At 57.6% G+C, this 25,329-nt stretch carries 20 protein-coding genes; 17 read left to right on the top strand and 3 right to left on the bottom strand.

Annotation, left to right across the window (positions count from 1 at the left end; genetic code table 11):
- Positions 1–22 precede the first annotated feature (22 nt).
- The 3 genes from M504_RS06430 (at position 23) to M504_RS06420 (ending at position 4,980) form a co-directional block, all read left to right on the top strand.
- Positions 23–1,441 carry a dicarboxylate/amino acid:cation symporter gene (locus M504_RS06430; RefSeq protein WP_232296182.1) on the top strand — a complete coding sequence of 473 codons (1,419 nt, stop codon included), beginning with the start codon at positions 23–25 and terminating at the stop codon, positions 1,439–1,441.
- An 81-nt stretch (positions 1,442–1,522) separates the two neighbouring features.
- The gene (dxs, locus tag M504_RS06425) at positions 1,523–3,412 is read left to right on the top strand and encodes a 1-deoxy-D-xylulose-5-phosphate synthase (protein WP_047493787.1); all 1,890 of its coding nucleotides are present in this window, start codon (positions 1,523–1,525) and stop codon (positions 3,410–3,412) included.
- A gap of 119 nt (positions 3,413–3,531) precedes the next feature.
- Entirely contained in the window at positions 3,532–4,980 is a 1,449-nt protein-coding gene (locus M504_RS06420) for a GGDEF domain-containing protein (protein ID WP_052200475.1), read from the top strand.
- Here M504_RS06420 and M504_RS06415 read toward each other — a convergent pair.
- Positions 4,977–5,525 carry an SRPBCC family protein gene (locus tag M504_RS06415; protein WP_047489229.1) on the bottom strand — a complete coding sequence of 183 codons (549 nt, stop codon included), beginning with the start codon at positions 5,523–5,525 and terminating at the stop codon, positions 4,977–4,979. The two genes, M504_RS06420 and M504_RS06415, sit on opposite strands and share 4 nt — an antisense overlap.
- 301 nt (positions 5,526–5,826) lie before the next feature.
- Between M504_RS06415 and M504_RS06410 the strand changes: the two genes are divergently transcribed.
- The 3 genes from M504_RS06410 to M504_RS06400 are packed head-to-tail and all read left to right on the top strand — an operon-like array spanning position 5,827 to position 9,942.
- A complete protein-coding gene (locus tag M504_RS06410) occupies positions 5,827–8,532 on the top strand; it encodes a TonB-dependent siderophore receptor (RefSeq protein ID WP_052200474.1) in 2,706 nt (901 codons plus the stop codon).
- A 6-nt stretch (positions 8,533–8,538) separates the two neighbouring features.
- Positions 8,539–9,228 carry a tetratricopeptide repeat protein gene (locus M504_RS06405; protein WP_232296181.1) on the top strand — a complete coding sequence of 230 codons (690 nt, stop codon included), beginning with the start codon at positions 8,539–8,541 and terminating at the stop codon, positions 9,226–9,228.
- Positions 9,229–9,261: 33 nt separating this feature from the next.
- Positions 9,262–9,942 (top strand): Fe2+-dependent dioxygenase, encoded by a 681-nt coding sequence (locus M504_RS06400; RefSeq protein WP_047489227.1) that lies wholly within the window; start codon positions 9,262–9,264, stop codon positions 9,940–9,942.
- A 98-nt stretch (positions 9,943–10,040) separates the two neighbouring features.
- Here M504_RS06400 and M504_RS06395 read toward each other — a convergent pair whose 3' ends face one another.
- Positions 10,041–10,592, bottom strand: coding sequence for a fasciclin domain-containing protein (locus M504_RS06395; RefSeq protein ID WP_047489224.1), 552 nt, complete (start codon positions 10,590–10,592; stop codon positions 10,041–10,043).
- Between the two features lie 153 nt (positions 10,593–10,745).
- Between M504_RS06395 and M504_RS06390 the strand changes: the two genes are divergently transcribed.
- The 11 genes from M504_RS06390 (at position 10,746) to murG (ending at position 24,203) form a co-directional block, all read left to right on the top strand.
- Positions 10,746–11,276, top strand: coding sequence for a DUF2127 domain-containing protein (locus M504_RS06390; protein ID WP_232296180.1), 531 nt, complete (start codon positions 10,746–10,748; stop codon positions 11,274–11,276).
- A gap of 446 nt (positions 11,277–11,722) precedes the next feature.
- Positions 11,723–12,163, top strand: a complete 441-nt coding sequence (locus M504_RS06385) for a division/cell wall cluster transcriptional repressor MraZ (protein WP_047489221.1) — start codon at positions 11,723–11,725, stop codon at positions 12,161–12,163.
- Positions 12,164–12,203: 40 nt separating this feature from the next.
- The gene (gene rsmH / locus M504_RS06380; protein ID WP_047489218.1) at positions 12,204–13,172 is read left to right on the top strand and encodes a 16S rRNA (cytosine(1402)-N(4))-methyltransferase RsmH; all 969 of its coding nucleotides are present in this window, start codon (positions 12,204–12,206) and stop codon (positions 13,170–13,172) included.
- Between the two features lie 301 nt (positions 13,173–13,473).
- On the top strand, positions 13,474–13,989 hold the full coding sequence (locus M504_RS06375; protein ID WP_084214163.1) for a cell division protein FtsL: 516 nt from the start codon (positions 13,474–13,476) through the stop codon (positions 13,987–13,989).
- 96 nt (positions 13,990–14,085) lie between these two features.
- Positions 14,086–16,404: a penicillin-binding transpeptidase domain-containing protein gene (locus M504_RS06370; protein WP_047489213.1), complete on the top strand. Its 2,319-nt coding sequence runs from the start codon at positions 14,086–14,088 to the stop codon at positions 16,402–16,404.
- A gap of 56 nt (positions 16,405–16,460) precedes the next feature.
- Positions 16,461–17,957, top strand: a complete 1,497-nt coding sequence (locus M504_RS06365; protein WP_047489210.1) for a UDP-N-acetylmuramoyl-L-alanyl-D-glutamate--2,6-diaminopimelate ligase — start codon at positions 16,461–16,463, stop codon at positions 17,955–17,957.
- Positions 17,954–19,342 (top strand): UDP-N-acetylmuramoyl-tripeptide--D-alanyl-D-alanine ligase, encoded by a 1,389-nt coding sequence (murF, locus tag M504_RS06360; RefSeq protein WP_047489207.1) that lies wholly within the window; start codon positions 17,954–17,956, stop codon positions 19,340–19,342. Before M504_RS06365 ends, murF begins: the two co-directional genes overlap by 4 nt.
- Positions 19,343–19,465: 123 nt before the next feature.
- Complete coding sequence (mraY, locus tag M504_RS06355) at positions 19,466–20,575, top strand: phospho-N-acetylmuramoyl-pentapeptide-transferase (RefSeq protein ID WP_369792905.1); 1,110 nt, start codon at positions 19,466–19,468, stop codon at positions 20,573–20,575.
- 11 nt (positions 20,576–20,586) lie between these two features.
- On the top strand, positions 20,587–21,945 hold the full coding sequence (murD, locus tag M504_RS06350; protein WP_047489201.1) for a UDP-N-acetylmuramoyl-L-alanine--D-glutamate ligase: 1,359 nt from the start codon (positions 20,587–20,589) through the stop codon (positions 21,943–21,945).
- A gap of 82 nt (positions 21,946–22,027) precedes the next feature.
- Complete coding sequence (gene ftsW / locus M504_RS06345) at positions 22,028–23,119, top strand: putative lipid II flippase FtsW (RefSeq protein WP_047489199.1); 1,092 nt, start codon at positions 22,028–22,030, stop codon at positions 23,117–23,119.
- A 1-nt stretch (position 23,120) separates the two neighbouring features.
- A complete protein-coding gene (gene murG, locus M504_RS06340; protein WP_232296179.1) occupies positions 23,121–24,203 on the top strand; it encodes an undecaprenyldiphospho-muramoylpentapeptide beta-N-acetylglucosaminyltransferase in 1,083 nt (360 codons plus the stop codon).
- A gap of 71 nt (positions 24,204–24,274) precedes the next feature.
- On the opposite strand, the gene M504_RS06335 is transcribed toward murG, so the two are convergent.
- Complete coding sequence (locus M504_RS06335) at positions 24,275–25,261, bottom strand: YXWGXW repeat-containing protein (RefSeq protein ID WP_052200473.1); 987 nt, start codon at positions 25,259–25,261, stop codon at positions 24,275–24,277.
- Between the last annotated feature and the right edge of the window lie 68 nt (positions 25,262–25,329).

Here is a 25,329-nt window from a genome sequence, read left to right as displayed (position 1 = left end):
GGAAACAGGTAGAGTGTGGGGGATGCCCTCCGATAACAGTCTGAATACCTCCATGCGTTCCATCCGCATAGAAATTGCATTGTGGGTGCTTTCCGCATTGGCTCTTACGGTGGGCTTTGCACTTGTTTCTTCGAGCGGCACGGCGCATACCGTCGGTCTGGTGCTGCGTGTCGGCGGTGTTCTGTTACTGGCAGCATGGGCAACGTTTATCCGCCCGCGCCTCACACCCTGGATCGTCGTGGGCATGGTCGCCGGTGTCGAACTGGGGCTAGATGCACCTTCCATTGCCATCGGATCACACTTCCTCTCCAACATCTTCCTGCGACTCGTAAAGACCATCGTGGCGCCGCTGATTCTTGCCACACTCATCAGCGGCATTGCTGGCCACGGCGACCTGAAGAGCGTTGGCCGCATGGGATGGAAGAGCCTGTTGTACTTTGAAGTGCTCACCACCATCGCGCTTGTAGTCGGCCTTGCTGCGGCAAACATTTCGAAGGCGGGCGTAGGTCTCGCGTTGCCTGCGGAACTTGCGGGATCGGTGCCTTCCGCCGCACCGATGCACTGGCAGGAGTTTCTGGAACACGTCTTCCCGGAGAACCTCGCCAAGTCCATCGCAGAGGGACAGGTGTTGCAGGTGGCGGTCTTTGCAGCCATCTTCGGCATGGCGCTGGCCATGACACCCCGCGATAAAGCAGAGCCAGTCCTTCGTCTGACCGAAGGTCTCAGTGAAACCATGTTTCGTTTCACTAACATCGTCATGTACACGGCTCCGCTGGGTGTCATGTCGGCTATGGCGTACACCATCGCAAAGATGGGGCCGGGAGTACTGGTTCATCTCGGCAAACTGCTGCTGGTCTTTTACGCAGCCCTGCTGGTGTTCATCTTCTGCGTCCTGTTGCCGGTAGCGCTGCTAGCGAAACTGCCGTTGAGGCGCTTGTTGAGGCATCTCTCCGGCCCCGCCGCCATCGCATTCGCCACCGCAACCAGCGAAGCCGCCCTCCCACGCGCCATGGAAGAGATGGAGGCATTCGGCGTCCCGCGCCGCATCCTGTCATTCGTCATTCCCGCGGGCTACTCCTTTAACCTCGACGGCTCTACGCTGTACCTCGCCATGGCGATGGTCTTCGTGGCGCAGGTGGCAAACGTCCCACTCGGCTTCGGCACGCAGATCTTCATGATGGGCACGCTCATGCTCGCGTCCAAGGGCGTGGCCGGTGTGCCGCGTGCCGTACTCGTGGTCCTGCTGGCCACCGCAGGCACTCTGCGTCTCCCCAGCGAGCCCATTCTCGTCCTGCTGGGTATCGACGCGCTCATGGACATGGGCCGTACCGCCATCAACGTGGTCGGCAACTGCCTGGCGTCTGCCGTGGTCGCGCGCTGGGAGGGAGTCCTGTTTGAGGAGCCTGCCACCCCTGCCGTTATCGCTGGGATGCAGGAATAATTACAATCAGTAAGGCGGAAATATTCGCTGTCTACGGCGGATACCCCGTCGCGTGTGGCAGCGTCCTATCCGCAAGGAAACATGAGCGACCACCTCTCGACGATCAAATCTCCGGCCGACGTAAAGAAACTGACCATTCCGCAACTGACGGAACTGGCGCAGGAGATTCGTGAACGCCTTATCCAAAGCGTAGCGCGCACCGGCGGCCACATTGGGCCCAACCTCGGCGTGGTGGAACTCACCGTCGCCATGCACTATGTTTTTGACACGCCGAAGGATTCGTTCGTCTTCGACGTCAGCCACCAGGCATACGTCCACAAACTGCTCACCGGCCGCGAAGATCGCTTTGACACCATCCGCCAACCGGGCGGACTAAACGGCTTCATGCTCCGCACCGAGAGTGAGCACGACAGCTTCGGCGCAGGCCACGCGGGAACCGCACTCAGCGCCGCCCTGGGCATGGCCGTCGCACGTGATCTCAACGGTGGCAGCGAACACATCGTAGCGCTCGCGGGCGATGCAGCATTCACCTGCGGCATCAGCTACGAAGCGCTAAACAACGTGGCCGCGCAGACCAAGCGCCTCATCATCGTGCTGAACGATAACGAGTGGTCCATCGACAAGAATGTCGGCGCCATCGCCGGCTACTTCCACAAGATCGTCACGCACCCGCGCTTCACGTATCTGCACGACCGTGCATCGGAGCTGATCGAACGCTTCGGTGGCAAGACCGCGAAGCATCTGCAGCGCAAGGCAGAGGAGAGCGTCAAAGGCCTGCTCGGTCCGTCCATGCTCTTTGAAGAGTTTGGTCTGGATTACTACGGCCCCATCGACGGCCACGATCTTCCGCTCCTCGTTGCCACCTTCCAGTTTCTCAAGGCGCAGAACAAGCCCGTGGTGCTGCACGCACTCACGCAGAAGGGCCGCGGCTTCCAGCCCGCCATGGACAAGCAGAAGAAGTTCCACGGCCTCGGGCCCTACGATCCTGAGACCGGCGAAACAAGCGCCACCGGCCAGAAGACCTACTCCGAAATCTTTGCGGAAACAATGGTCAAACTGGCCAACAGCGACCCGAAGGTCGTTGCCATCACCGCAGCTATGCCCAACGGCACAGCGCTTGATCTCTTCCGCCCCTTTCACCCCGGCCGCTACTTCGACGTGGGTATCGCAGAAGAGCACGCGGTAATCTTCGCCGCAGGCATGGCCACCAAGGGCTACAAGCCCTTCTGTGCCATCTACTCCACGTTCCTTCAGCGCGCCTTCGATCCGATCGTGCACGACGTCGCGTTACAGGAACTCCCTGTGGTCTTCTGTATGGATCGAGGTGGCCTTAGTGGCGACGACGGCCCAACGCACCACGGCCTTTTCGACATCAGCTACCTGCGCTGCATCCCGAACCTCGTGCACATGGTGCCCAAGGACGAAGACGAACTCGCAGACATGATGCAGACTGCGCTCCTGCACAACGGCCCATCCGCCATCCGCTATCCACGTGGCACAGGCCCTGGAACCGCTGTGAAAGCACAGCCAGCGGCACTTGAAATCGGCAAAGCGGAAGTTATCGAAGAAGGTTCTGACGTTGCCATCTTTGGCCTGGGCGCACTTCTTCCCATGGCAAAAGAGATGGCCGCACAACTACGTGGCCTCGGCCTCAGCGTAGCCGTCATCAATCCGCGCTTCGTGAAGCCCATCGACCGCGAATGCGTCGAGCGTTACGGCCGCACCTGCGGTCTCGTCGTCACGTTCGAAGACCATGTGTTGGCCGGCGGCTATGGTTCCGCAGTGCTCGAAGCGTTGAATGCCGCAGAGATCAACACACCTGTGGTTCGCATCGGATGGCCCGATCAGTTCATCGAGCACGGCAAGGTAGATGCTCTACGCGAGAAATATGGAATCAGCGTGAGCGGAGCCATGCAACAGGCACAGCCGTTCCTCCACTCACTTCTGCAGAGTCGTCTCACAACCCACTAAACGTTTTTCATCCAGCAAAAGGCTTAAACGCATCGCGCTGAAAACTTTCAGCGCGATGTTGTGTTTCAGAGGTATAACGTTTTGCTTCCATGACTTTTTTAGGTGGTGTTTTGAGCACGATGAAGGAACCACAGCAGCATGACTTTGATACAGCCAAAAGAATCGCCCAGGAATGGACCAGTTACGTAGATGAGCTGCCTGCAGACGTACTGCCTCTTTTGCAACGGATACTGAATACGAATTACGAGGATCTACGCCAGCGTTACATGGCGTATCTGACCGGCGACGAAGGTATTGCTGCGGTAGTTACCAGGGATGAAACCCGCACAGAATTTACAGGTATATTCCTTCGCTGGATTACCGATCTGCTTTCTCTGCCGGATCTGTCTGTAGAAGTGTTTTGCGCAAAGCAGATTGAGGTGGGTTACATGATGGAGCGCATGGGCCTTCCGGCCTATGCGGTATCTCGTGCCATGCGGAAGCTGAAACTCTGGTTCCTTCGCTATCTTGCACTCGAATCTCTATCCGCTGCGCTCTTAGTGGAGTCCATGCATGCCGTCATCAGCCTTGTAGATTTTTCCGTGGAGATTCGCGAGGTTAGTTACCAGTCCAGTGCCGCCACTCATGCGCGTACGGAAGAGGCGTATCGTTTGCAGGCACTTGGACAAAACCTGGCAACGGAACGCGAACGCCAGCGTGCGTCGTTGATGGAGTGGGGCAACATCGTGCTTACCGCCTTTCATCAGGGCGATTCCTCAGGGCGACTTCCGAGACTTTGGAAGTCTGACTTCGGACTGTGGGTAAATCACAAGGCGGACCTGATTTTTGGGGGTGTTACGGAAATGGGGCAAATTGTTGCAGCCATCAACCGTGTAGATTCCGATCTGATCCCCGGGCTGGCACAGTCTGCACATGCGGAGCGTGCTGTTATCAGCGAGTGGCTGCGTCGCATTCAGGAAGAAATCTCCTGTATCAAGTTCTCTCTCAGCGCCATGTTTGAAGCGCGGCTTGAGGCAGAAAACGGTCGCGATCCGCTCACCCAGCTTCTTAATCGTCGTTTTCTTCCATCTCTTCTTGCACGTGAAATTGCCCTTCAGAAGCGTAGATCGGATAGTGGATTCTGCGTTCTCATGCTGGACCTCGATCACTTCAAGAACATCAACGATCAGTATGGTCACCAATCTGGCGACATAGTTTTGCGTCACGCTGCTGAGGTCATTATCAGCACGGCCAGACCTTCAGACTTTGCTTTTCGCTACGGTGGCGAAGAATTTGTCCTGGTGCTTGTAGATTGCACGCTCGAACACGCAGAAGAGGTAGCGCAACGCATCCGACAGCGTATTCAGGAGATGGAGATCATGCTTCCGACCGGAGATCAGATCCGGGTGACCGCAAGCTGCGGTGTCGGACTGTTCTCTGACGATCTGGATTATGAGCTGTTACTGGCGCGCGTGGATGAGGCCCTGTACCTGGCAAAGCACAAAGGCCGCAATCGGGTTGAAGTTGCGCACCCGCCCTCCATCTTCGTCGCCTCGAAGAAGGTCTCCGGCAGCTTGCTCCGGACTTAACCGTTATCTCGGCGTCTCACCAGAGCTTCCACAAACTTCGGAACCAGCTCCGCCATCCGTTTCTTCCGGTAGGCGAAGATCCGCTCCATCTGCGCCTTAACGGTGATCGTATGCAGCAGATCGCCCACCGGCCCCAGGGGCAGTTTGTACTCCACGCGGTCTTTCACCAGCGTGCCCAGCACCCCATCCCGTAGCTCTTCCTTCACACTGTGACGGTGCCGCCAGAACGCAAAAGGCCCAGCGATCTGCCGATCGACGAAGTGATCGTTCCACTCAAATTCGGATATCGCGGCATGCCAGTTCATCCGCATGGGAAGCCCCGGCAGCATCCTGAAACTGAGGATCATGGTCGTCCCAACGCCCGTTCCCAACCGACTCGGTGATCCGGCCGGAGGCGCAGGCGGTGCAATCAGCCGCAACTCCTCAATCCGCGCCTGCTGCCACGCAGGCATCAGCGGCGGCAGATTCTGCGGATTCGCAAGGAACGCGAACACCATCGGGACAGAGAAGGGAAGCCACTGTTCCGACTCCAAAATATGGCGCATTGTTCTTAATCTCTCCGATCCAGTTAGCAGTGTAGAGGCGCCCCGCGAACATTCCGTTGCCGGTAATCGATCAAGGACCAATAAAGTCCGAAAAATAATGGACTCAATCGGTCCTTGTTCGTGTAATCTTTTTTCATATCGGACTGCTGCGGTCGTAGATGTGGTTCCCGCTCCCGAGCGGTGGCTTTTCCCGCGTCCTGCAGCCGGTTCGTTTGAGCGCGTAGTTGAGGGACTTCGCACGTGAATGATTTAGGGCACGCACGCCTTGCGCGCGAGCCCAAGCCCCGGAGCGTTACTGAAAATGAAGAAGAACGAAGATTCTACTCGCCTGCGCGGAAAGCTGATGCTGACCGGCACCCTTGCCATGTTTGCCATGGGAACCCTGCAGTCGGAGGCCGCCACCACTGCTGACAAAGATAAAGAAGGTAACAAGGCAAAGCCATCGACCGACACGGTTCCTACCGAGGAGCAGGCGCGGCCCAGCCAGCAGGTCCACAAGTTCGACATTCCGGCCGGTACTCTGGGCCAGGTTGCTGCCTCGCTGGAAACGGCACTCAGTATTAAGGTGTCCGTTCCCGAAAAGTACGCATCCATGCCTTCGCCCGGTGTGCACGGCGTACTGACCGCTCAAGAGGCGTTGACCGCTGCACTGCAGGGCACCAACATGTCTGCGGATTTCATTTCCTCAGACCGTGTACAGCTCGCATTGCACGCCACAGGACAGGACGTGACTGTTACGGCAAGCGCAGAGATGATGTCTCTGAAGTACACCGCGCCGTTGCGCGATCTGCCGCAGACGCTCACAGTTATCCCGGAGACGATCATCTCCAACACCGCCTCCACCACACTTGTCGAAGCGCTGCGTACCGTACCGGGCATCGCATTCGGTGCTGGTGAAGGTGGCAATCCCATCGGCGACCGTCCGTACATTCGTGGTGTGGACGCGCAGAGCAGCACATTCGTCGACGGCATGCGCGACATCGGTGCGCAATCACGCGAAGTGTTTGACGTGGAGTCGGTGGAAGTCTCGAAGGGACCCAGCGGTACATTCGCCGGTCGTTCCGCTGGCGGTGGCAGCATCAATCTCAACTCGAAGATGGCTCGCCGCGAAAACTTCCTCAACGGAACGTTCAGCCCCGGTACCAGCAATTTCTTCCGTGGCACGATTGATGGCAATGCAAAGCTGACAAGCTGGGCCTCTGGCCGTCTGGCTGGTATGTGGACGGACGCAGACGTTGCTGGTCGTGACTTTGTGCACAACGGCCGCTACGGTCTCGCACCGTCGCTTTCGTTCTCTGCCACCAAGCGTTTGCACTTCGACACCAACTACTACTGGTTGAAGTCGCATGATCGTCCAGATCCTGGCATTCCGTACAACAACCCCACCTTCTTTGCCCGTATCGACGGTCGCGCGCAGGTCTATCAAACGGGCGATGGCCAGCCGTTGCTGGTGAATCGTAAAGCGTTCTACGGCTTCAACTCCCGTGACTTCAGCGATGGAAACGTGAACACCGCGTTTGGCCGTGCGGAATACAAGCTGACGGAAACCTCGGTCATTCGCAATTCCTACCGTTACGGCAAGTCGAACCAGAACTACGTCTACTCCATGGCCGACGACAGCCAGGGCAACATCTATTACGGCCTTGTCTATCGTCGCGCCCAGCAGCGCCTTGCATGGGTAGACACCAACATCAACCAGACTGACATCGCTGGCTCTGGCAAGATCGGTACGATTCAGCACACCTACGCCGTGGGCGCAGAGTTCTCTCGCGAGCGCAGCTGGAACTCGACCTACTCTGTTGGTGCTCTTGATCCGACGCAGGCAATCACTGCCACCACCGGACCTGACATTCCCGTGGTTCCGACCTTCAACGTGAAGAACTCGGTGACCGGAGCGACCGTTGCTCTTAGCGAAACCCGTTGCGCTGTCCTCGGAGCAGCCGGCGGTAACTATTGCACGGACCTGCTGAATCCCACCGGCGACGACGCATGGGCCGGTGTGACCTCGCGCAAGGACGGCGGCACGTCTGGCGTTGTGATGACGAACTCTATCCTTCGCAACAACATCCCCAGCCGTCAGGTCATCGGCACGCGTTCGGTCTATGGCTTCGACTCGGCGCGTCTCGGAAAGTTCCAGTTGACGGGCGGCATCCGCTACGACCACTACAACACGACCTACCGCACACCGATTCTGGGTATGCGTGGCATCACGGTTGCTCCCACCATCACCCCCGCGCAGTTTGATCTGGTGAACTATCAGGCTGCAGTGGCCTACAAGCCGACGCAGAAGGCGACCATCTACGGCACGGTGAGCAGCTCCGCGACGCCTCCTGGTAACTCTCTGGGACAGGGACAGGATCCATCTGGCCTGAACACCGCAGGCAACAACACTCTGCCACCCGAAAAGACCCGCATGGAAGAAGTGGGCGTGAAGTATGAACTGTTCGGCGGCAAGGCACTCGCAACCGGCGCATGGTTCCAGTCCGATACGCAGAACGTGCGTATCACTCTCGCGGACAGCACCATTGCCGCAGTTGGTACACGCCGCAACCGCGGTGCTGACTTCGGTATCACCGGCTATCTCAACCGCAAGTGGCAGGTGTTCGCTGGCTACACGTTCATGAACGCCATCCTGACGAATGCAGGTGGTGCGGGTGTGGCAGCAGGTCTCCAGAACGGACGTCGTTACCCGAACACGCCAGAGAACAGCTTCAGCATCAGCAGTTACTACAGCCTGACGCGCAAGCTGAACGTTGGTGGTGGTCTGTACGGTGCAGGCAAGATCTTTGGTGCTGATAACCCGACCACGATCTACTCCACCAAGTGGGTACCCGGTTACACGCGTGTGGATCTGTTCGCAGCCTATCGCTTCAACTCGCACCTGGAACTCCAGGGCAACCTGCTGAACGTCGGCGACAAGGCGTACTTCCTGCAGGCTTACACAACGCACTTCGCACTGTTGGCGCCGGGCCGTACGGGCCGCGTGGCTTTCAACGTTCACTGGTAGACAACAGTGCAGAAACAGGCAACACAAGACGATCTGGACCTCGTACGTGCCGCAGCAGAACGCGGCGTGTGCGAGGCTCAGCTCATCTACGGACAAATGCTGCTGGACGGCAAACTCGTCCCGCATAACGCCACTGCAGCACTCCATTGGTTTGAACGTGCAGCGCGTGGTGGCGATGTGATGGCCATGAACATGGTGGGTCGTTGCCTTGATCAAGGATGGGGCGTCGCGCCCAGTGCCACTCTCGCTGCGCCATGGTTCCGCAAAGCAGCAGAGAAAGGCCTCGACTGGGGCATGTACAACTTGGCTACGCTCCTCACGCTGGGCAGTGGGGTGCCGGAAGACAAGGTGGAAGCGATCCACTGGTTCCGCACAGCGGCTGCGTTAAATCACGTGAAGTCCATCAACATCCTTGGTGGCTTTTACGAAGATGGCTGGGTGGTCAAGAAAGATATGGCCATTGCCCGCGAGCACTATCTGCGCGCTGCAGAAGGTGGCGATTTCCGTGGCCAGTTCAATCACGCGCGCATGCTCATCACCGATGGCGATATCGCCGGTGCCATCCAGTGGTTGAGCAAAGTTCCTGAAACTGCAACACCCGCTTTCATCGCAAAGATGAAGCACTTTCTTTTGCAATGGCCTGTGCCTGCGCTGCATGCATTTGCCCAAACACTGGCGGAGCCGCAAAACGCATAAGCGTTCTTACTCCGCTGAATTGAGGTTCAAACTGTGCTGATACAGGTTCCAGAAGTTCTTACCGCCGAACAGGTCAAACGTCTTCGCGCCATGCTCGACTCCACCGATTGGGTCGATGGCAAAGTCACCGCCGGATATCAATCCGCGCAGGTGAAAGACAACATGCAGTTGTCAGAGACGAACCCTGTTGCTATTGAGATCGGCAAGGAAATTCTTACAGCCCTGAATCGCAATCCTGTCTTCGTCTCAGCGGCATTGCCAAAGAAGATCTTTCCGCCACTCTTCAATCGCTATACAGGTGGCCAGTCCTTCGGCAATCACGTGGACAATTCCGTACGCCGCATCAACAGCACCGGCGAATACGTCCGCACCGATCTCTCCATGACGCTCTTCTTCAGCGAGCCCGATGAATATGACGGCGGCGAGCTGGTCATTGAAGACACGTACGGTAGCAAGAGCGTGAAGCTACCCGCAGGCGACGCAATTCTCTATCCCTCCACCAGCCTGCATCACGTACGTCCCGTCACGCGTGGTGCACGTGTCTGTTCGTTCTTCTGGATGCAGAGCATGGTGCGCAGCGATGATCAGCGTTCGCTTCTGCTTGGCCTTGATGTGGCCATTCAAAAACTCAACCGCGACGTGCCCAATCACGAGTCCGTGGTGGAACTGACTGGCGTGTATCACAACCTGCTCCGCCAGTGGGTTGAGCTGTAGTCACATTCGCATTTGTTCGCGCTGATTGGCCTCTGCGTGAACAAAGAGCGAGGAGCCGGGATGCCGCCCTCACGGCACCGGCTCCTCGCTGTTTCTGATTAGTTCGGCAACAACACTGCGTCCACGATGTGAATCATGCCGTTCTTCTGCGGCACATCCGCAGTCAAAATCACGGCCGAATCCCCCTTCGTATCCGTCAGCGTAATCAGATCACCGGCAGCCTTCACGGTGATGGCTTCGCCTACCATGCTGGTCAGCGTGGCGGTGCCATGTCCCTTATGCACCATCTTCTTCAGCTTCGAGGAAGTGATCTTTCCCGGCACCACAAGATAAGTCAGCACCTTCGTCAGGTCAGCGGTGTTCTCCGGCTTCTGCAATCCATCCACGGTCCCCGTAGGCAGCTTCTTGAAGGCGTCGTCCGTCGGAGCAAACACTGTGTAGGGACCTTTGTCATTCAGTTTGTCTTCCAGCCCGGCGCTCTTCACATTCGCTGCAAATGTTGTCAGAACAGGTGACGTCGCTGCGTTTTCTGCAATCGAACTTTTCGACAACATCGGAACACCACCCACCTCCGTGGCCTTCTGCTTGGCTGCGTACACACTGCAACTCACGCAGATCAGTGCTACGGCAGTTCCCATCAAAGTCTTCATCTCATCTCCTGCTGCTTGTTCTGATGTCTTTCAGCATCTTCGTGTCATCTGTTTTTAACGCCAAATCCCGTTCCAATACGTATAACCATGCGGATGCCTTCTCTTCAGGACATTGACAATGCCCGACGCGAACTTTCAACTATGGGAGTGGATGTGAATTTACAGCAGGCGACGGTGCAGGAGGAAACCCACAAAGCACCGCATTCCTCCCATCATCTGGAGGCGCGCGACTCCGGCCTGTACCTCATCGGCCTGTTCAAACTGGCCAAGGCAATTTTCTTTCTCGGCGTCAGCCTTGGTGCGCTGCACTTCATCCATCACGATCTGGCGGATACGGTCGACAAGGTCTTCCGCGAATTGCACTTCGATCCGGAAAGCCGCGTGGTCGATTTCATCACCGACAAGGTCGCGCTCGTCACACATCACAAGTTGCGCCTCATCAGCCTGGGCAGCGTTCTCTACGCCATGCTGTGCTGCACGGAAGCCTATGGTCTGCTCCGCCGCCGAGTATGGGCAGAGTTCGTCACACTCTGGCTATCAGTCTCGTTCCTGCCCTGGGAGAGCTTTGAGATCTATCGTGCCCCAACGTTTTGGCACTGCTCCATCCTGTTGGTGAACCTCGCCGTCGTGGCGTACCTGGTCTGGATGCTACAACGAAAGAAGCGCCGCAAGGGCAGCGCCTAAGCAATCGATCGACAGCCGGAAGGCTCCCACAACCTCCCACTGGAGGCCCGAAAAGAGCTGTTTTCCCCTCCGAAACACCTCAAGCGTTCGCCGTTCCTTGCGGTAACCGGGTTGAGCGCTCCCTAAAATGGGCAGTTACTATGCGGGCGTCGGTCTCCACAAGTAGCAGGCAGCGTACGGAACCACCGAAATCACTACTACCAATTGTGGTGTTTGAGAAAACCTATCTACAGGTGTGATTTTCCACAAACGCGCCAACAAAGCGGAAAAATCCCTGAATTTCTCTCTTGTGTTTCGCCTCACTAAGAGAGACGATGTGGGCTGTGGTGGGAAAAAGTGGATGAAAGTGTCCAACCATTCCTCACCTGAAGCGATTCTAGGCTTCCTGTGGACCAAAAGACAGCCTTTGGAACCACAGGCGGTACGACAGAAGGGTGAACGAACCGATGTTCAGGGGAAATCACACAGCACGCGTGGACGAAAAGGGACGGCTCAAGCTGCCCGCGGAGTTCAAGCGTCGTGTCGATGAAGCCTACGGACCGCAGTTCTACATCACCAGCAAAGATGGCAAGCGCGCGGAAATCTACCCCATCCGCGAGTGGGAAAAGGTCGAGGAAAAGCTGGCAGCTATCCCCAGCATGAACCCGGCCCGTAAGAAATTTCTGGACGTAACGAACTATTACGGCCAGATGGCGGAGCTGGATGCCGCAGGGCGCCTTCTCCTGCCGCAGATTTTGCGTGAAAGCGCAAAAGTGACTGCAGAAGTGGTGGTCCTCGGAGCGCAGACCTACCTCGAAGTCGTGAACCACGAAGACTTCAAGGAAAAGCTGGATGCCGAGCCACTGAACGAAGAAGATTTGACGGCCCTGGCGGGCTTGGGTCTGTAGAAGTTTTCGCCCTGAGTGGGCGCGCATGGAGGGCGGAGAAATGAGCGATCCGCAACATGTGCCGGTTCTTTTCGAAGAAGTTTTAGACCTTCTCAAAGTGCGCCGCGGTGGAACGTACGCGGATGCCACGCTGGGCCTTGCGGGCCACTCCAGCGCGATTGCGCGCAGGCTGGGGCCGCAGGGAACGCTGATCGCATTCGATCGCGACCCGCAGGCTATGGAGATTGCGAAAGCCAATCTCGAAGCGTTGCGTGAGGAGCTTGGACCGGAGATGCCGCAACTACGGTTGATCCCGCGGGCATTCTCATCGGCAGCAGAAGAGATTGAGCGTGCATCGCTCGATGGTCTGCTCGCTGACTTCGGCGTAAGCAGCCTTCAGCTCGATCAGGCGCACAGAGGATTCAGTTTTCGGCAGGACGCACCGCTGGATATGCGTATGGATACGCGCAGCGGTGAAACTGCCGGGCAAGTGGTAAATCAGGCGGACGAAGAAGAACTCGCCAATCTGATTTACGAATTCGGAGAGGAAAGGAGGTCGCGGAGAATCGCCAGAGCCATTGTGAGGGCGCGGCCGATACTTACTACGGCGGAATTAGCCAAAGTAATATCTGCCGCTGCCCCAGCAATGAAATCCGACAAGATTCATCCTGCGACAAGAACCTTTCAAGCTATCCGGATTCGCGTGAATGACGAACTCGGAGAGATCCGGTCGCTGCTCGAAAGCGCGCCATCTCTTCTTAAGTTCGGTGGAAGACTTGCGGTCATCAGCTTTCATTCGCTGGAAGATCGCATTGCGAAAGATGCGCTGCGTGAAGGTGCGCAGCACGGTATTTGGAACGTAATCACGCGTAAGCCAGTAGTTGCGAGTGAAGAAGAAGAGCGACGCAATCCAAGGTCGCGCAGTGCGAAGTTACGAGTTGCTGAACGAGTCAAGCCGGAGCGTTCAGAAGTTACAAGGAAGATACCTCCGCAAGGTGGAAGCAGTCGCGGATATCGTCCTAGCAAATAAGTTGGTTGAGGAAATTGTGGATAAACCTGTGGACAATGTGAATAACTCCGCAGGAAATTCACTCAGGAAGTAAGTAACACTCTTCTGCCCCTGTCGTTAGAGCAGATTTCGCTCAGGGGACAAGGACAAAAGAGTGTGTGGCATAACAACCAATTCGGTAAGTTCAAGTTACCGAATCAGCTCTGGTAATAAGACGCCCTCCATAGCGGAAGGAAGCGGTCTTCGTCCAGAGATAAGTAAGTGGGAATCAAACTGGATTCCTTCCCTGACTTAAGGGAATCCGGAGATGGAGAGGGCAGTGATGGAAGGAACGATGACAGCACCGGGTATGGTCGCAGGCCGCGCACAGCGCGAACGCGCCGAGTCGTTTCGCGATCACAATCGCACGGTCTTCGAAACACAGCGCCGTGCGCGCCGCGGCCCCACACCTGAAATCTTCTTCACCAAGCACCTGGATAACAGCCGCATCGTGAAGGCAGACGATCCTGAGCGCCGCAAGGAAATGCGCTCGTTCACCGTCGCCATGAGCATCCTGTTTCTCTTGGTGATGACCTATGTGTGGCAGCACTTCTCGTCCATTGAAGTGGGTTACAACATCGAAGCGAAGAAGCTTCAGGTGGAAAAGCTTCGCGAAGAAAATCGCCAGCTTCATCTGACGGAGGCACAGCTTTCGGATCCTGATCGCATTGACCGCATAGCGCGCCAGCTTGGTCTGGATACACCGCAGCCTGGTCAGGTGGTTCGTCCGGATGGTTCCTTTTCGAGTTCTGCGCCGGTGCTTGCAGAAGTGCAGGTATCTCCCGCGATTCTCCAGTAGTAAAGAAAGCCGCATAGATTCGGGGCTTTCGCTGAAATAGTGGAGGGGAGAAGTTAATACAACTTACTCCCCGAACCACCAGGGCCGGAAGCAACGATGAATTCCTCCTCACGCCAGCCATTGACCGCACCAATCCGCCGCATCCGCTTTGTCTGGATGGCGATCTTTTTCATTGCGTGGACAGGCATCATTGGGCTGCGTCTGGTGTGGTTGCAAGTCGTTCGTCACCACGACTGGACAGAGCGAGCCGCCAAGCAACAGCAACGCACCTTTGAAGTAGCTCCGCGCCGCGGAGTCTTGTACGACCGCAATCTTCGCGAACTTGCCGTTACTGTTCTTGCGGAATCGGTCTACGCGGTGCCAAGTGAATTAGGCGACAACCGCGCCAACGTTGCAGAGCTTGTTTCAGGCATCGTTCACGTCGATCCAACGGATACGTTCACGTCGCGGGGAGCGATCCTTGCGCGTCTCAATGCTTCGCGTAACTTTGCATGGATCGCACGCAAGCTCACACCGGAGCAGGTCCAGCGCGTCCGCGAGCTGAACCTGAAAGGTGTTTACACCCAGAAGGAATTCAAACGCTTCTACCCCAACACTGATCTCGCCGCCCAAACACTGGGTTATGTCGGCATCGACGACATAGGTCTTGGCGGCATGGAACGCGAATTTGAAGATGATCTGCACGGAACACCTGGCCACGTCCTGACTGCGGTCGACGCGAAGCGCCACGCACTGACCAGCGACGAGCGTGAGCCTTTGCCCGGTCAGAACCTCGTCCTCTCCATCGACACCAACATCCAGTACATTGCGGAACGCGCTTTGGATGCGCAGATGGAAAAGATGAAAGCTGCACATGGTACGGTCGTTGTGCAGGACCCGCACACGGGCCAAATTCTCGCGCTCGCCATCTCGCCGCGTTACAACCCGAACGATCTCAAGCATCAGGATCCAGCAATCCTGAAGAACCTCGCTGTCAGCGACGTCTACGAACCGGGTTCCACCTTCAAGCTTGTAACCTACGCGGCTGCGTTGGACGGAGCAGGCGTTCAGCCAACAGACATCGTCGATTGTCAGGGCGGCGCGATGACCATGTTCGGACGCACACTGCATGACGATAAGTCAGATCACTTTGGCCGTGTCACAGTTCAGTTTGCACTGGAGCATTCCAGCGACGTTGGCGCCGCAAAGATGGCGCTGAAGCTGGGCAATCAAAAGTTCTATGACTACATTCGCGGCTTTGGTTTCGGCGATCGCAGTGGTGTAGAACTTCCCAGCGAAACACGCGGACTTCTGCGCGCACCGCGCAAATGGGAAGCCACCAGCATTCTTTCCATCGCCATCGGTCATGAAGTCGCGGTGACACCGGTTCAGCTTGTAACGATGGTCTCCTCCATCGCCAACGGCGGAACCTACCTGCCGCCGCACATCCTGCTGAATGAAACAGAACACTCCAAAGGCGATGGTCAGCTTCAACCCGCCTCATATCATCCCTCCAGCGCTATTCCAGAGAAGATGCCGGACGGCGCACACCGCGTCGTCACGGAACTCACTGCTGCAAAGATGCGCATGATGATGCACGGCACCATCACGGAAGGCACCGGCTCAGAAGCTGCGCTAAACGGATACAGTGCCGGCGGTAAAACGGGCACCGCGCAGAAGATTGATCCTGTAACGCACACGTATTCGCATTCCAGAACGGTCGCCAGCTTCGCCGGTTTCGCGCCGGTCAATAACCCTGCAATTTCAGTCGCCGTAGTCATTGACGATCCGCAGGTAGGCACGCGTTACGGTGGCACCACAAGCGCTCCGGTATTTGCGGAGGTCGCGCAGCAGGTGCTGGAATACCTCGGCGTCCCGCACGACCAGCCACTGAAGCCTGCAAAGAAAGACGCATCCCCGCCAAAGATGGAACTGGCTTCCACGGAAACGCCGAATGAAGATCCCGGCGATCTGAATGCGCTGTACGAAGAACTGAACACGCTGCCAGCCGACGATCCTCTGAAGCAGAAGAACGACGCAGCGGTCGCAACAGCGACGGCGAAGGCAGCACCAATGCAGACATCCGCACCGGAGAAGAAGGGTGTTTTCGCTGCGCTGCCTGACAAGATCATGAAGGCCTTCCGCGAACACGGCGGTTCCTCTCTGATGACGGATGAAGCTGATAACAAGCCTCTTCCCAAGGCCGCACCGCAGCCGCAAAGCACCTCACGCTCGGATGGAGCAGTTGTCGTGGATGCCAGCGCAAAGGTTGCAGTGCCTGTGTTGGATGGAGGCCTTCGTAACGTCATTCAAAAGGCATCCGCGGCAGGTCTGCGCGTGCAACCTGTAGGCAGCGGACTGGCGCGTGAACAGGTTCCAGCTGCAGGCACAATGGTGCCCATTGGCACAGAAGTAGTCGTGCGGTTCACCCGATGACCAGTGCTCAATGGTCGCCCATCCGCATGCTCGTTCAGCGATAAAATCGGCCCAGCATGCAATGGTCTGAAGTCATTCACGGACTCCCCACGCTCACGCTTGGCGACTCCGAAAACGCAGCGATACTCGCCATCACCTATGACTCGCGCGAGGTCCGCCCCGGCACACTCTTTGTCGCCATGCGCGGCGAATCCACAGACGGCAATCGCTACGTGCGCACCGCACTGGACGCAGGCGTATCCGCCGTTGTCACAGATTCACGCGAGAGTTTCGCATTTGCGGATGCGCATCATGTGCCAGCGGCATTGATCGAACATGGCCGTCAGGCGCTCGCCATCGTCAGTGCCAACTTCTATCAACATCCCGAACGCGTGCTGAAACTTACCGGCATCACGGGCACCAATGGCAAGACCACTACAGCGTTCCTGGTAGAAGGTCTGCTACGCAGTGCGGGAAGAAAATCTGCGTTGCTCGGCACCATCGAAACGCATGTTGTCGATGAAATACGCCCCAGCCCACACACCACGCCCGAGAGTCGCGATGTTCTCGCTATCTTTGCAGACGCCGTAGCGGCGGGAGCAACAGAAGCCGTCATGGAGATGAGTTCGCACGCACTCGCGCAGGAACGGGTCTTCGGCATTCCGGTCGACGTGGCGATCTTCACGAACCTCACACAGGATCACCTCGACTTTCATGGCACGATGGATGCATACGCCCAAGCAAAGGCCAGGCTCTTTCAGGGAGTGGGCGCACCGGCGCCGCGTATCGCAGTCATTAATGCAGACGATCCCTACGCCGCTACGATGCAGCAAGCCGCGTCAGATAGCGAAACGGTATGGACGTACGGCATCGATACAGCCGCTGATTTTCAAGCAACAGGTGTTGTGCTTCGCGCAGGTGCGACCAGCTTTGCGTTGTCCACACCTTTCGGCAATGCGGAAGTCGTCTCGCAGCTCACAGGGCGTGTCAATGTATACAACCTCCTTGCTGCCATCGCGGCAGTCGTGGGCCGCGGCATCGCATTAGAAGATGCAATTGCATTCGCGGCTGAACTGAAACCCGTCCCGGGACGCTTTGAAACAGTGGCAAACACGCTCGGCTTCAGCGTCGTCGTCGACTACGCACACACTGACGACGCATTGCGTAATCTCATCACATTGGCGCGCGAACTCACTGGCAACGCGCGCGTTCTCACAATCTTCGGTTGTGGTGGCGACCGCGATAAAACCAAGCGCCCAAAGATGGGTCACGCTGCGGGCGAGGGAAGCGATGTCGTCATCATCACCAGCGACAATCCACGCAGCGAAGATCCAGCAGTCATAGCGCAGGAAGCTCTCGTGGGAGTCGAAGCAACCGGCAACAAGAATGTCCGTATCGTGCTCGACCGTGCAGAAGCCATTTCACTCGCAGTCAACGAAGCCCAGCCGGGCGACATCGTATTGATCGCAGGTAAGGGGCATGAAAAAACACAGACTGCAAAGGGAGTGTCACTGCCCTTTGACGATGTTGCTGTGGCCGCCACCGCACTGCGCAAAAGGGAAACACAAGCATGACATTGACACTGGGCCAGGTGGCCGACTGGATTCACGCAGAAGGCGACTTCGATCTGCAAACACAGGTGTACGGATATTCCATCGATTCACGCACCGTCGGCGCTGGCGAACTCTTCTTCGCGGTGCAAGGCGAACGATTTGACGGCCACGACTTCGTCGCCATCGCATTGCAAAACGGCGCAGCTGCCGCAGTTGTCAGCATACATTGGGTCGTCCCTTCGGAAGTCGACAGCGCAAAGCTGCTGCGCGTTCCTGAGAGTGAAGACTGCGTGTTGAAAGCTCTCCAGGGACTTGCACGCGCGGTACGTCGCCACTGGGGAAAGCGTGTCATCGGCATCACCGGTTCAGCGGGCAAGACCACCACGAAAGAATGCGTCGCTGCGGTACTCTCTGCAAAGTTTCGCGTGCTCAAATCTGCGGGCAATCTGAATAACGGCTTCGGTGTACCTCTGCAACTGCTGAAGCTTGAGCCAGAGCACGAAGTCGCCGTGATTGAAATGGGCATGAACCACGCGGGTGAAATCGCTGCGTTGGCAAAGATTGCGGAGCCGAACTGGGCCGTCGTCAGCAACGTCGCACCCGTACATCTGGAACATTTCGCAGACGGCATCGCTGGTATCGCAAACGCAAAGTACGAACTGGTGCAGTCGCTTCCGAAAGACGGCATCGCATTTCTGAACGCTGACGACCCATACGTCTCCACCTTCGGTCGTGACCGCGAGAACCACGCACGCTACTTCGGCCTGCAAGCCGCGCCCGCAAACGTACGCGCCATCAACGTGCGAAGCGAAGGCGCTAACGGCATGAGCTTCACCGCGCAGGCAGGCGAGGAATCGCAACCCGCACACATTGCGCTACTGGGAGAGCACAACGTCTACAACGCTCTCGCAGGAATATCGGTTGGCCTCGAAAGCGGCATGCAACTTAGCGAATGCATCGCTGCTCTGCAGCAACTGCATCCCGCTGATAAGCGCGGCGAACAGATACTCTTCCGCGGCGCACGTATCATCAACGACTCCTATAACAGCAACCCCCGCGCACTGAACGCCATGGTGGAAGCACTGATGGCCGTCGGGGCTACCCGCCACATCGTTATCGCCGGAGAGATGCTGGAGCTGGGCCCAGAGGCTGCAGCTCTGCACACACAATCCGGTGAATACATGAAGGCGCATGGTGTCGATGCGGTTATCGGTGTTCGTGGCCACGCCGCGGAAATTGTTCGTGGCGCAGGCGATATCGCTCTCTTTGTGGATACGCCGGAAAAAGCAGGCCAGTGGATGCTGGAAAATCTTAGGGAAGGTGATGCCGTTTTGTTGAAGGCATCGCGAGGCGTCCAATTGGAACGCGCACTCACACCCCTCGGCATCCAGGCCACCGGGCATTAATTTTTGTAACTGCTGTGGAACACCAGCATGTTTCCGCAGGCCATCCACGCGTAAGCTGGAGGCGTACTTTTCGCGCACACCCATCGGAGGGGAACGTTGCTCTACTGGCTGCTTTATCAGAAGATGTACCCCATTTTCAGGGTCTTCCGCATCTTCCGCTACCTGACCTTCCGCTGCGTCTTTGCCAGCCTCACCGCGCTTGCCATCGGCATGCTCATCGGCCCATTCGTTATTCGCCGTCTCCGCGAATTTCAGATCGGTCAGTACATCCGCGACGAAGGCCCGGAAAGCCACAAGAAAAAGACTGGCACACCCACCATGGGTGGCGTGCTCATCTGCATCTCCATCCTCGTACCCACGTTGCTCTGGAGTGACCTCTCCAATCCGTTAGTGTGGATCACTATCCTTTCCACCACGGCCTTTGGGGCTATTGGTTTTGCCGACGACTACATCAAGGTCGTCCACAAGCGAAACCTCGGACTCACCAGCAGCCAAAAGCTACTTCTGCAATTCATAGCCAGCTTTGGCGTTGCGGCATCGCTTGTCTTTCTTGAATCGCGCGGCTTGTATTCCACGCGCCTTGTCTTCCCATTCATCAAACAGTTCCGTCCTGACCTCATCATCGGAACCTTCCAGCACATTCACGGCCTCTACTGGCTCAGCTTCCTGCCGTTCGTCGTGTTTGTAATGTTGGTCATCAGCTTCAGTTCAAACGCTGTAAATCTTACCGACGGCCTCGATGGCCTTGCGATCGGCTGCACTATCATCGCTGCCGCAGCACTCACCGTATTGACCTACGTCAGCGGCCACATGGTCTTCAGCGATTACCTCGAACTACAGCGCATGCCGCTGGCGGGCGAACTCACCATCTTCTGCGGCGCCATGGTTGGCGCTTCCATCGGCTTCCTCTGGTACAACGCACATCCGGCAGAAGTTTTCATGGGCGACGTCGGTTCGCTCGCACTCGGCGGCGCCATCTCCACAGTCGCTGTACTCGTCAAGCAGGAGTTGCTCCTGCCGTTCATCGGCGGTGTCTTCATTTTGGAAGCAGTCAGCGTCATGCTGCAGGTCGGCAGTTACAAACTGCGCGGCGGCAAACGCATCTTCAAAATGGCGCCGCTGCACCACCACTTCGAATTAAGCGGATGGAGTGAAAGCAAAGTCATCACCCGCTTTTGGATCATGGCCCTCATCTTCGCCCTGTTCGCATTGACAACACTCAAGCTGCGGTAAGCTAAGAACCCATGGATTTCAAAGGCAAACGCGTTCTCGTCGTTGGACTCGGCAAAAGCGGAGTCTCCGCCGCGCTGTATCTGCGCAAGCTCGGCGCGCGCGTCACAGTCAGCGACAGCCGCCCCGGTGAAGCCCTTGCCAAAGAAATCCCCGCATTACTTGATGCAGGTGTGATGGTAGAAAGCGGTGGCCACGGTGTGCTTACCTTCCGCCGTCAGGACCTCATCGTCCTCTCGCCCGGCGTGCCACTGTCCACGCCTGAAGTCCAACAGTCGCAGCGTTTCGGTGTACCGATCATCGGCGAAGTCGAACTCGCGTCCCTCGCGCTGCAAGGCAAGATCATCGCCATCACCGGCTCCAACGGCAAGACCACGACGACCTCGCTCGTAGGTCACATTCTTCTGCACGCCGGTTATGAAACAAAAATCGGCGGCAACATCGGCCTGCCGGTCGTGGAGATGGTGGAAGACTCAACCGAAAAGACATGGAGCGTTCTCGAAGTCTCCAGCTTCCAACTGGAAACCATTGAGACCTTCCGTCCACACATCGCCGCCGTATTGAACATCACGCCAGATCATCTCGACCGCCACGGATCATTCGAGAACTACGCCGCAGCGAAGGCGCGCATCACAGAAAACCAAACGCCGGAAGACTTCCTGGTCCTCAACGCGGAAGACAAGCCCACGCAAATGGTGGCCGCTAAGACCAAGGCACAGATCTTCTGGTTTAGTGGTGTTCGCCGCGTGAAGCAAGGCGCATTCGCACACAATGACGGTATCTACTTCATTGCAAAAGAGGGCGGCACACCAGAGCCCATCATGCCACTCGCTGAGATACCTCTGCGCGGCGCACACAACGTCGAGAACGTCCTGGCCGCCATTGCCATGGCAAAACTCGCGGGCATTGCAACAGACGAGATTCGCGAAGCCATCGCCTCCTTCACGGCAGTCGATCATCGGCTGCAGTTCGTCGCAAAGAAGCGTGGCGTGGAGTATTACAACGACTCAAAAGCCACGAACGTCGACGCCACCATCAAGGCGCTCGAATCGTTCCCCTCCGGCATCCGTCTCATTCTGGGCGGCAAAGACAAGGCATCCGATTACACCCAACTCCTTCCACTGCTAAAAGAGCGCACCGTAGCCGTATACACCATAGGTATGGCGGCAGACATCATTGCGAAGCAGATTGGCGATCAGGTAAAGCTCACACCCGCCGTAACTCTAGCTGAGGCTATACGCCTCGCATCCGAATCCGCACAAGCGGGAGAAACCGTACTCCTCGCCCCGGCATGCGCCAGCTTCGATCAGTTCACCAGTTACGAACATCGCGGCCGCGTCTTTGTCGAGTTAGTCCAAAACTTACCGAACTAACCCACAACAGCCGAACCAAGTTAGATACTCTGCCCCAACGGCGTTGCAGAAATTCTCACGCAAAGAAACTAAGCTTCGAAATATGGCGAAGCGTGTCGGCGCGGATAAGTGGTTGTTTGGCACAGTGCTGGCACTGGTGCTCTTCGGCCTTGTGATGATCTTTTCCACCTCGGCCATCCTGGCCAAGGCGCAGTTCGGCTCGCCGTATCACTTCGTCATCAGCCAGTTGGTCTTCGCCATCCTCGGCATCATCGCGCTCTTCGTTCTCATGCGCGTGGACTACCGCAAATACAACAACCCCAAGGTCGTTTTCCCGGCCATCGCCATCACGGCATTGTTGCTGCTCGGTGTGTTTTTCATGGGCGGCATGAACGGCGCGCACCGCTGGATTCGCGTGGGTGGCCTCACGCTGCAGCCCTCGGAATTAGCGAAACCACTCATAGTCCTCTTCCTCGCGTACTTCTTGCAAAGCCGTATCCACCAGATGGACGACATCAAGGGCACGCTCATCCGCGCAGCTGCCGTGCCGGTGCTCTTCATTCTGCTCATCGTCAAAGAGCCTGACCTCGGCACCGCCCTCGTCTGCGCAGGCGTTACAGGATTGATGCTCGCGCTGGCAGGCATTCGTCTTCGCTGGATCGGCATCGCCGCACTCGTCGCCATGCCGCCTCTTTACTACATGCTCTTTCACGTGGCCTTCCGCCGCGCCCGCATGCTCGCCTTCATGAACCCTGAGGCTGACCCGCGCGGCGCCGGCTTCCACATCCTGCAATCGCTCATCGCAGTGGGCTCTGGCGGCTTCTTTGGCAAGGGGCTGACTGAGGGCATGCAGAAACTTTTCTATCTGCCCGAACCGCAGACCGACTTCATCTACGCAACGGTCTGCGAAGAACTCGGCCTCATCGGCGCGCTGCTTGTGCTGGCAGCCTTCGCATTCCTCGGCTATCGCGGCCTGCGCGCCGCGTATCTTTCCACCGACCCCTTCGCACGCTTCCTTGCCTTCGGCATGACGTCGGCCATCCTTATCCAGGCCTTCTTCAACATGAGCGTGGTCATCGCTCTGTTGCCCACCAAGGGCATCCCTCTACCATTCATCTCCAGTGGTGGCACCAGCGTTTTCATCACGCTGGCCAGCATGGGCGTGTTGCTCAACATCACACGCGAGATTGACTGACGTGGCTCCAAATAACTACCTGCGCGTTCTCATCGCAGGCGGTGGCACCGGCGGACACGTTATCCCGGCTCTCGCCATCGCACGCGAACTCCGTGACCACCACGCTGCAGAAGTTCGCTTGCTTGGAACACCGAGAGGCATTGAAACAAAGCTCGTCCCTGAAGCGGGCTTCCCACTCGAACTCATGCAGGTAGGCCAATTAGCCAACGTGTCATTGTGGACGCGCGTGAAGACACTCGCTGACCTTCCACTTGGCATCCTGCACTGCATTCGCCTCATGCGCAGCTTTCGTCCGCAGGTAGTGGTGGGCGTCGGCGGATACGCCAGCGGCCCTGCAATGATTGCGGCCACACTCCTGCGCATTCCCACACTTGCGTACGAGCCCAACGCCGTACCCGGTATGGTGAATCGATTTCTCGGCAAGCGAGTCAGCGCAGCGGCCGTTGCATTTGAAGAAACCAAAACATACTTCCGCAACGCCGAAGTCACGGGCGTTCCTGTTCGTACAGAGATCTTTTGCATCGGCCCTCTCGTCACGCAGCCGCCGCGTCTGCTCATCACCGCAGGCAGCAACGGCGCGAAGGTGTTCAACGACACCTTGCCTGTGATCGCGGCTGATCTACTCGCAACGATTCCGAATCTCACCATCGTCCACCAGACAGGCGAGCGTGCTTTCGCCGCAACGGAAACGGCCTATCGCAACGCGGGCATTTCCACGGAACGCGTAACCGTACTGCCGTTCCTGAAAGACATGCCACAGCAACTCGAACAGGCCACGCTTGTCCTTGCACGCAGCGGCAGCACCGTCGCAGAACTCGCCGCGGCAGGCCGTCCTGCGTTACTCGTTCCATTCCCGCAGGCGGCAGACGACCATCAGACAAAGAACGCGCTCGCCATGGTCCGCGTCGGCGCAGCAGAGATGCTCCCGCAGGCGGAACTCACCCCAGAGACACTCCGCACGCGCCTGGTCGCTCTACTCACGTCCCCAGAACATCTGCAGCAGATGTCTGAAGCGGCCAGATCAGCAGCAAAGCCGAACGCCTTGCAGAACATCGGCAATCGCATCGCTTCTCTAGCGAGCTAGCCAAAGAACCAAAGAAGAAAGGCCCGGCAATGAGCCGGGCCTTGATCCCTCTGGGGGAGGGAAGTTGATTGTTACCGGTGACCGCCGCCACCGCCACGGGAACCTCCGCCCCCGCCGCCGTGGAATCCGCCACCACCGCCGCCGCTGAAGCCACCACCACCGTGGAAGCCTCCGCCGGACGGAGCAGAGAAGCTACGACCGCCGCCACCGAAGCTGCCACCACCCGAAGGCGCCGAGAAGCTACGTCCACCGCCGAAGTTGCCGCCGGGCTGCGAGAAGCTCCGTGCGCCGCCGTTAAAGCTCTGTCCACCGCGGTTGAAGTTGCCACCCGGTTGCGAGAAGCTGCGGTTCTGTCCACCGAAGTTCTGTCCGCCACGGTTAAACGACCCGCCAGGCTGTCCGCCACGGTTGAAGTTGCCATTTGTACCGCCGCGGAATCCGTTCGTTCCGCCGTTGAAGCCGCCACGCGCGCCGCCATTGAAGCTGGCGCTACGGAAGTTAACCGGGGGATGCGCGTTGAATGCCACACCACCGCCGCGCAGGCCACCATGCCATCCGCCAAAGCCACCGTTGTAATAGCGACCGCCAAAGCCGGGCCCAAAGTGACCGCAGTTGCGGTTGTACCAGAAGCGCCCGCTGTTCCAGTAGCCACCATAGAAGCCCACGCCGAAGTAGCCCCAGCCGTAGTTCACGCCACCGTAGTAGCCCACAGTTGGGCCCCAATAGCCAGCGTTCCACAGCCATCCGCTGCCATAGCCAGGACCCCACCAGCCGGGCGTCCACAGGGCGCCAGTGTAGGGGGGCATCACCCAGACGCCGTTCACCCAGTAATAATCGTTGGCAACACCGTCCCATGCCCAATAACCGGGCGTCCAGATGTAGCCGTCGCCGGGTGCAACTGGTTGATCGTATTCAGGAATCGCCGGGGGAGCGCCAAAGCTGGCCGCAACCACCACCTGGGCCTGCGCGCTATTCGTTGTCATCAGCGCGGCCACGGGTGCAACAGACAGGGCAGCAATCAAGCCAATTTTTCCAAACTTCGTCATTTCCATCACCATGCCGGATCTTCTTCGCCTGTCCGTCCCCTTGCGGCGGGGTTCGATCGAAGCCCGGTCTGTTTCCGGGA

This window comes from Terriglobus sp. TAA 43, assembly GCF_000800015.1.
In the GTDB taxonomy this organism is placed as follows: domain Bacteria; phylum Acidobacteriota; class Terriglobia; order Terriglobales; family Acidobacteriaceae; genus Terriglobus.
Note: the sequence above shows the minus strand (reverse complement) of the source record. Positions and strands in the feature narration are given on the sequence as shown.

Coding starts and splice junctions, on each gene's coding strand:
- murF (WP_047489207.1), top strand. CDS start 17,954: ATGACATTGACACTGGGCCAGGTGGCCGACTGGATTCACGCAGAAGGC.
- M504_RS06420 (WP_052200475.1), top strand. CDS start 3,532: ATGAAGGAACCACAGCAGCATGACTTTGATACAGCCAAAAGAATCGCC.
- M504_RS06415 (WP_047489229.1), bottom strand. CDS start 5,525: ATGCGCCATATTTTGGAGTCGGAACAGTGGCTTCCCTTCTCTGTCCCG.
- murD (WP_047489201.1), top strand. CDS start 20,587: ATGGATTTCAAAGGCAAACGCGTTCTCGTCGTTGGACTCGGCAAAAGC.
- M504_RS06375 (WP_084214163.1), top strand. CDS start 13,474: ATGGAAGGAACGATGACAGCACCGGGTATGGTCGCAGGCCGCGCACAG.
- rsmH (WP_047489218.1), top strand. CDS start 12,204: ATGAGCGATCCGCAACATGTGCCGGTTCTTTTCGAAGAAGTTTTAGAC.
- M504_RS06370 (WP_047489213.1), top strand. CDS start 14,086: ATGAATTCCTCCTCACGCCAGCCATTGACCGCACCAATCCGCCGCATC.
- M504_RS06335 (WP_052200473.1), bottom strand. CDS start 25,261: ATGGTGATGGAAATGACGAAGTTTGGAAAAATTGGCTTGATTGCTGCC.
- M504_RS06385 (WP_047489221.1), top strand. CDS start 11,723: ATGTTCAGGGGAAATCACACAGCACGCGTGGACGAAAAGGGACGGCTC.
- M504_RS06395 (WP_047489224.1), bottom strand. CDS start 10,592: ATGAAGACTTTGATGGGAACTGCCGTAGCACTGATCTGCGTGAGTTGC.
- mraY (WP_369792905.1), top strand. CDS start 19,466: ATGTACCCCATTTTCAGGGTCTTCCGCATCTTCCGCTACCTGACCTTC.
- M504_RS06430 (WP_232296182.1), top strand. CDS start 23: ATGCCCTCCGATAACAGTCTGAATACCTCCATGCGTTCCATCCGCATA.
- ftsW (WP_047489199.1), top strand. CDS start 22,028: ATGGCGAAGCGTGTCGGCGCGGATAAGTGGTTGTTTGGCACAGTGCTG.
- dxs (WP_047493787.1), top strand. CDS start 1,523: ATGAGCGACCACCTCTCGACGATCAAATCTCCGGCCGACGTAAAGAAA.
- M504_RS06365 (WP_047489210.1), top strand. CDS start 16,461: ATGCAATGGTCTGAAGTCATTCACGGACTCCCCACGCTCACGCTTGGC.
- M504_RS06410 (WP_052200474.1), top strand. CDS start 5,827: ATGAAGAAGAACGAAGATTCTACTCGCCTGCGCGGAAAGCTGATGCTG.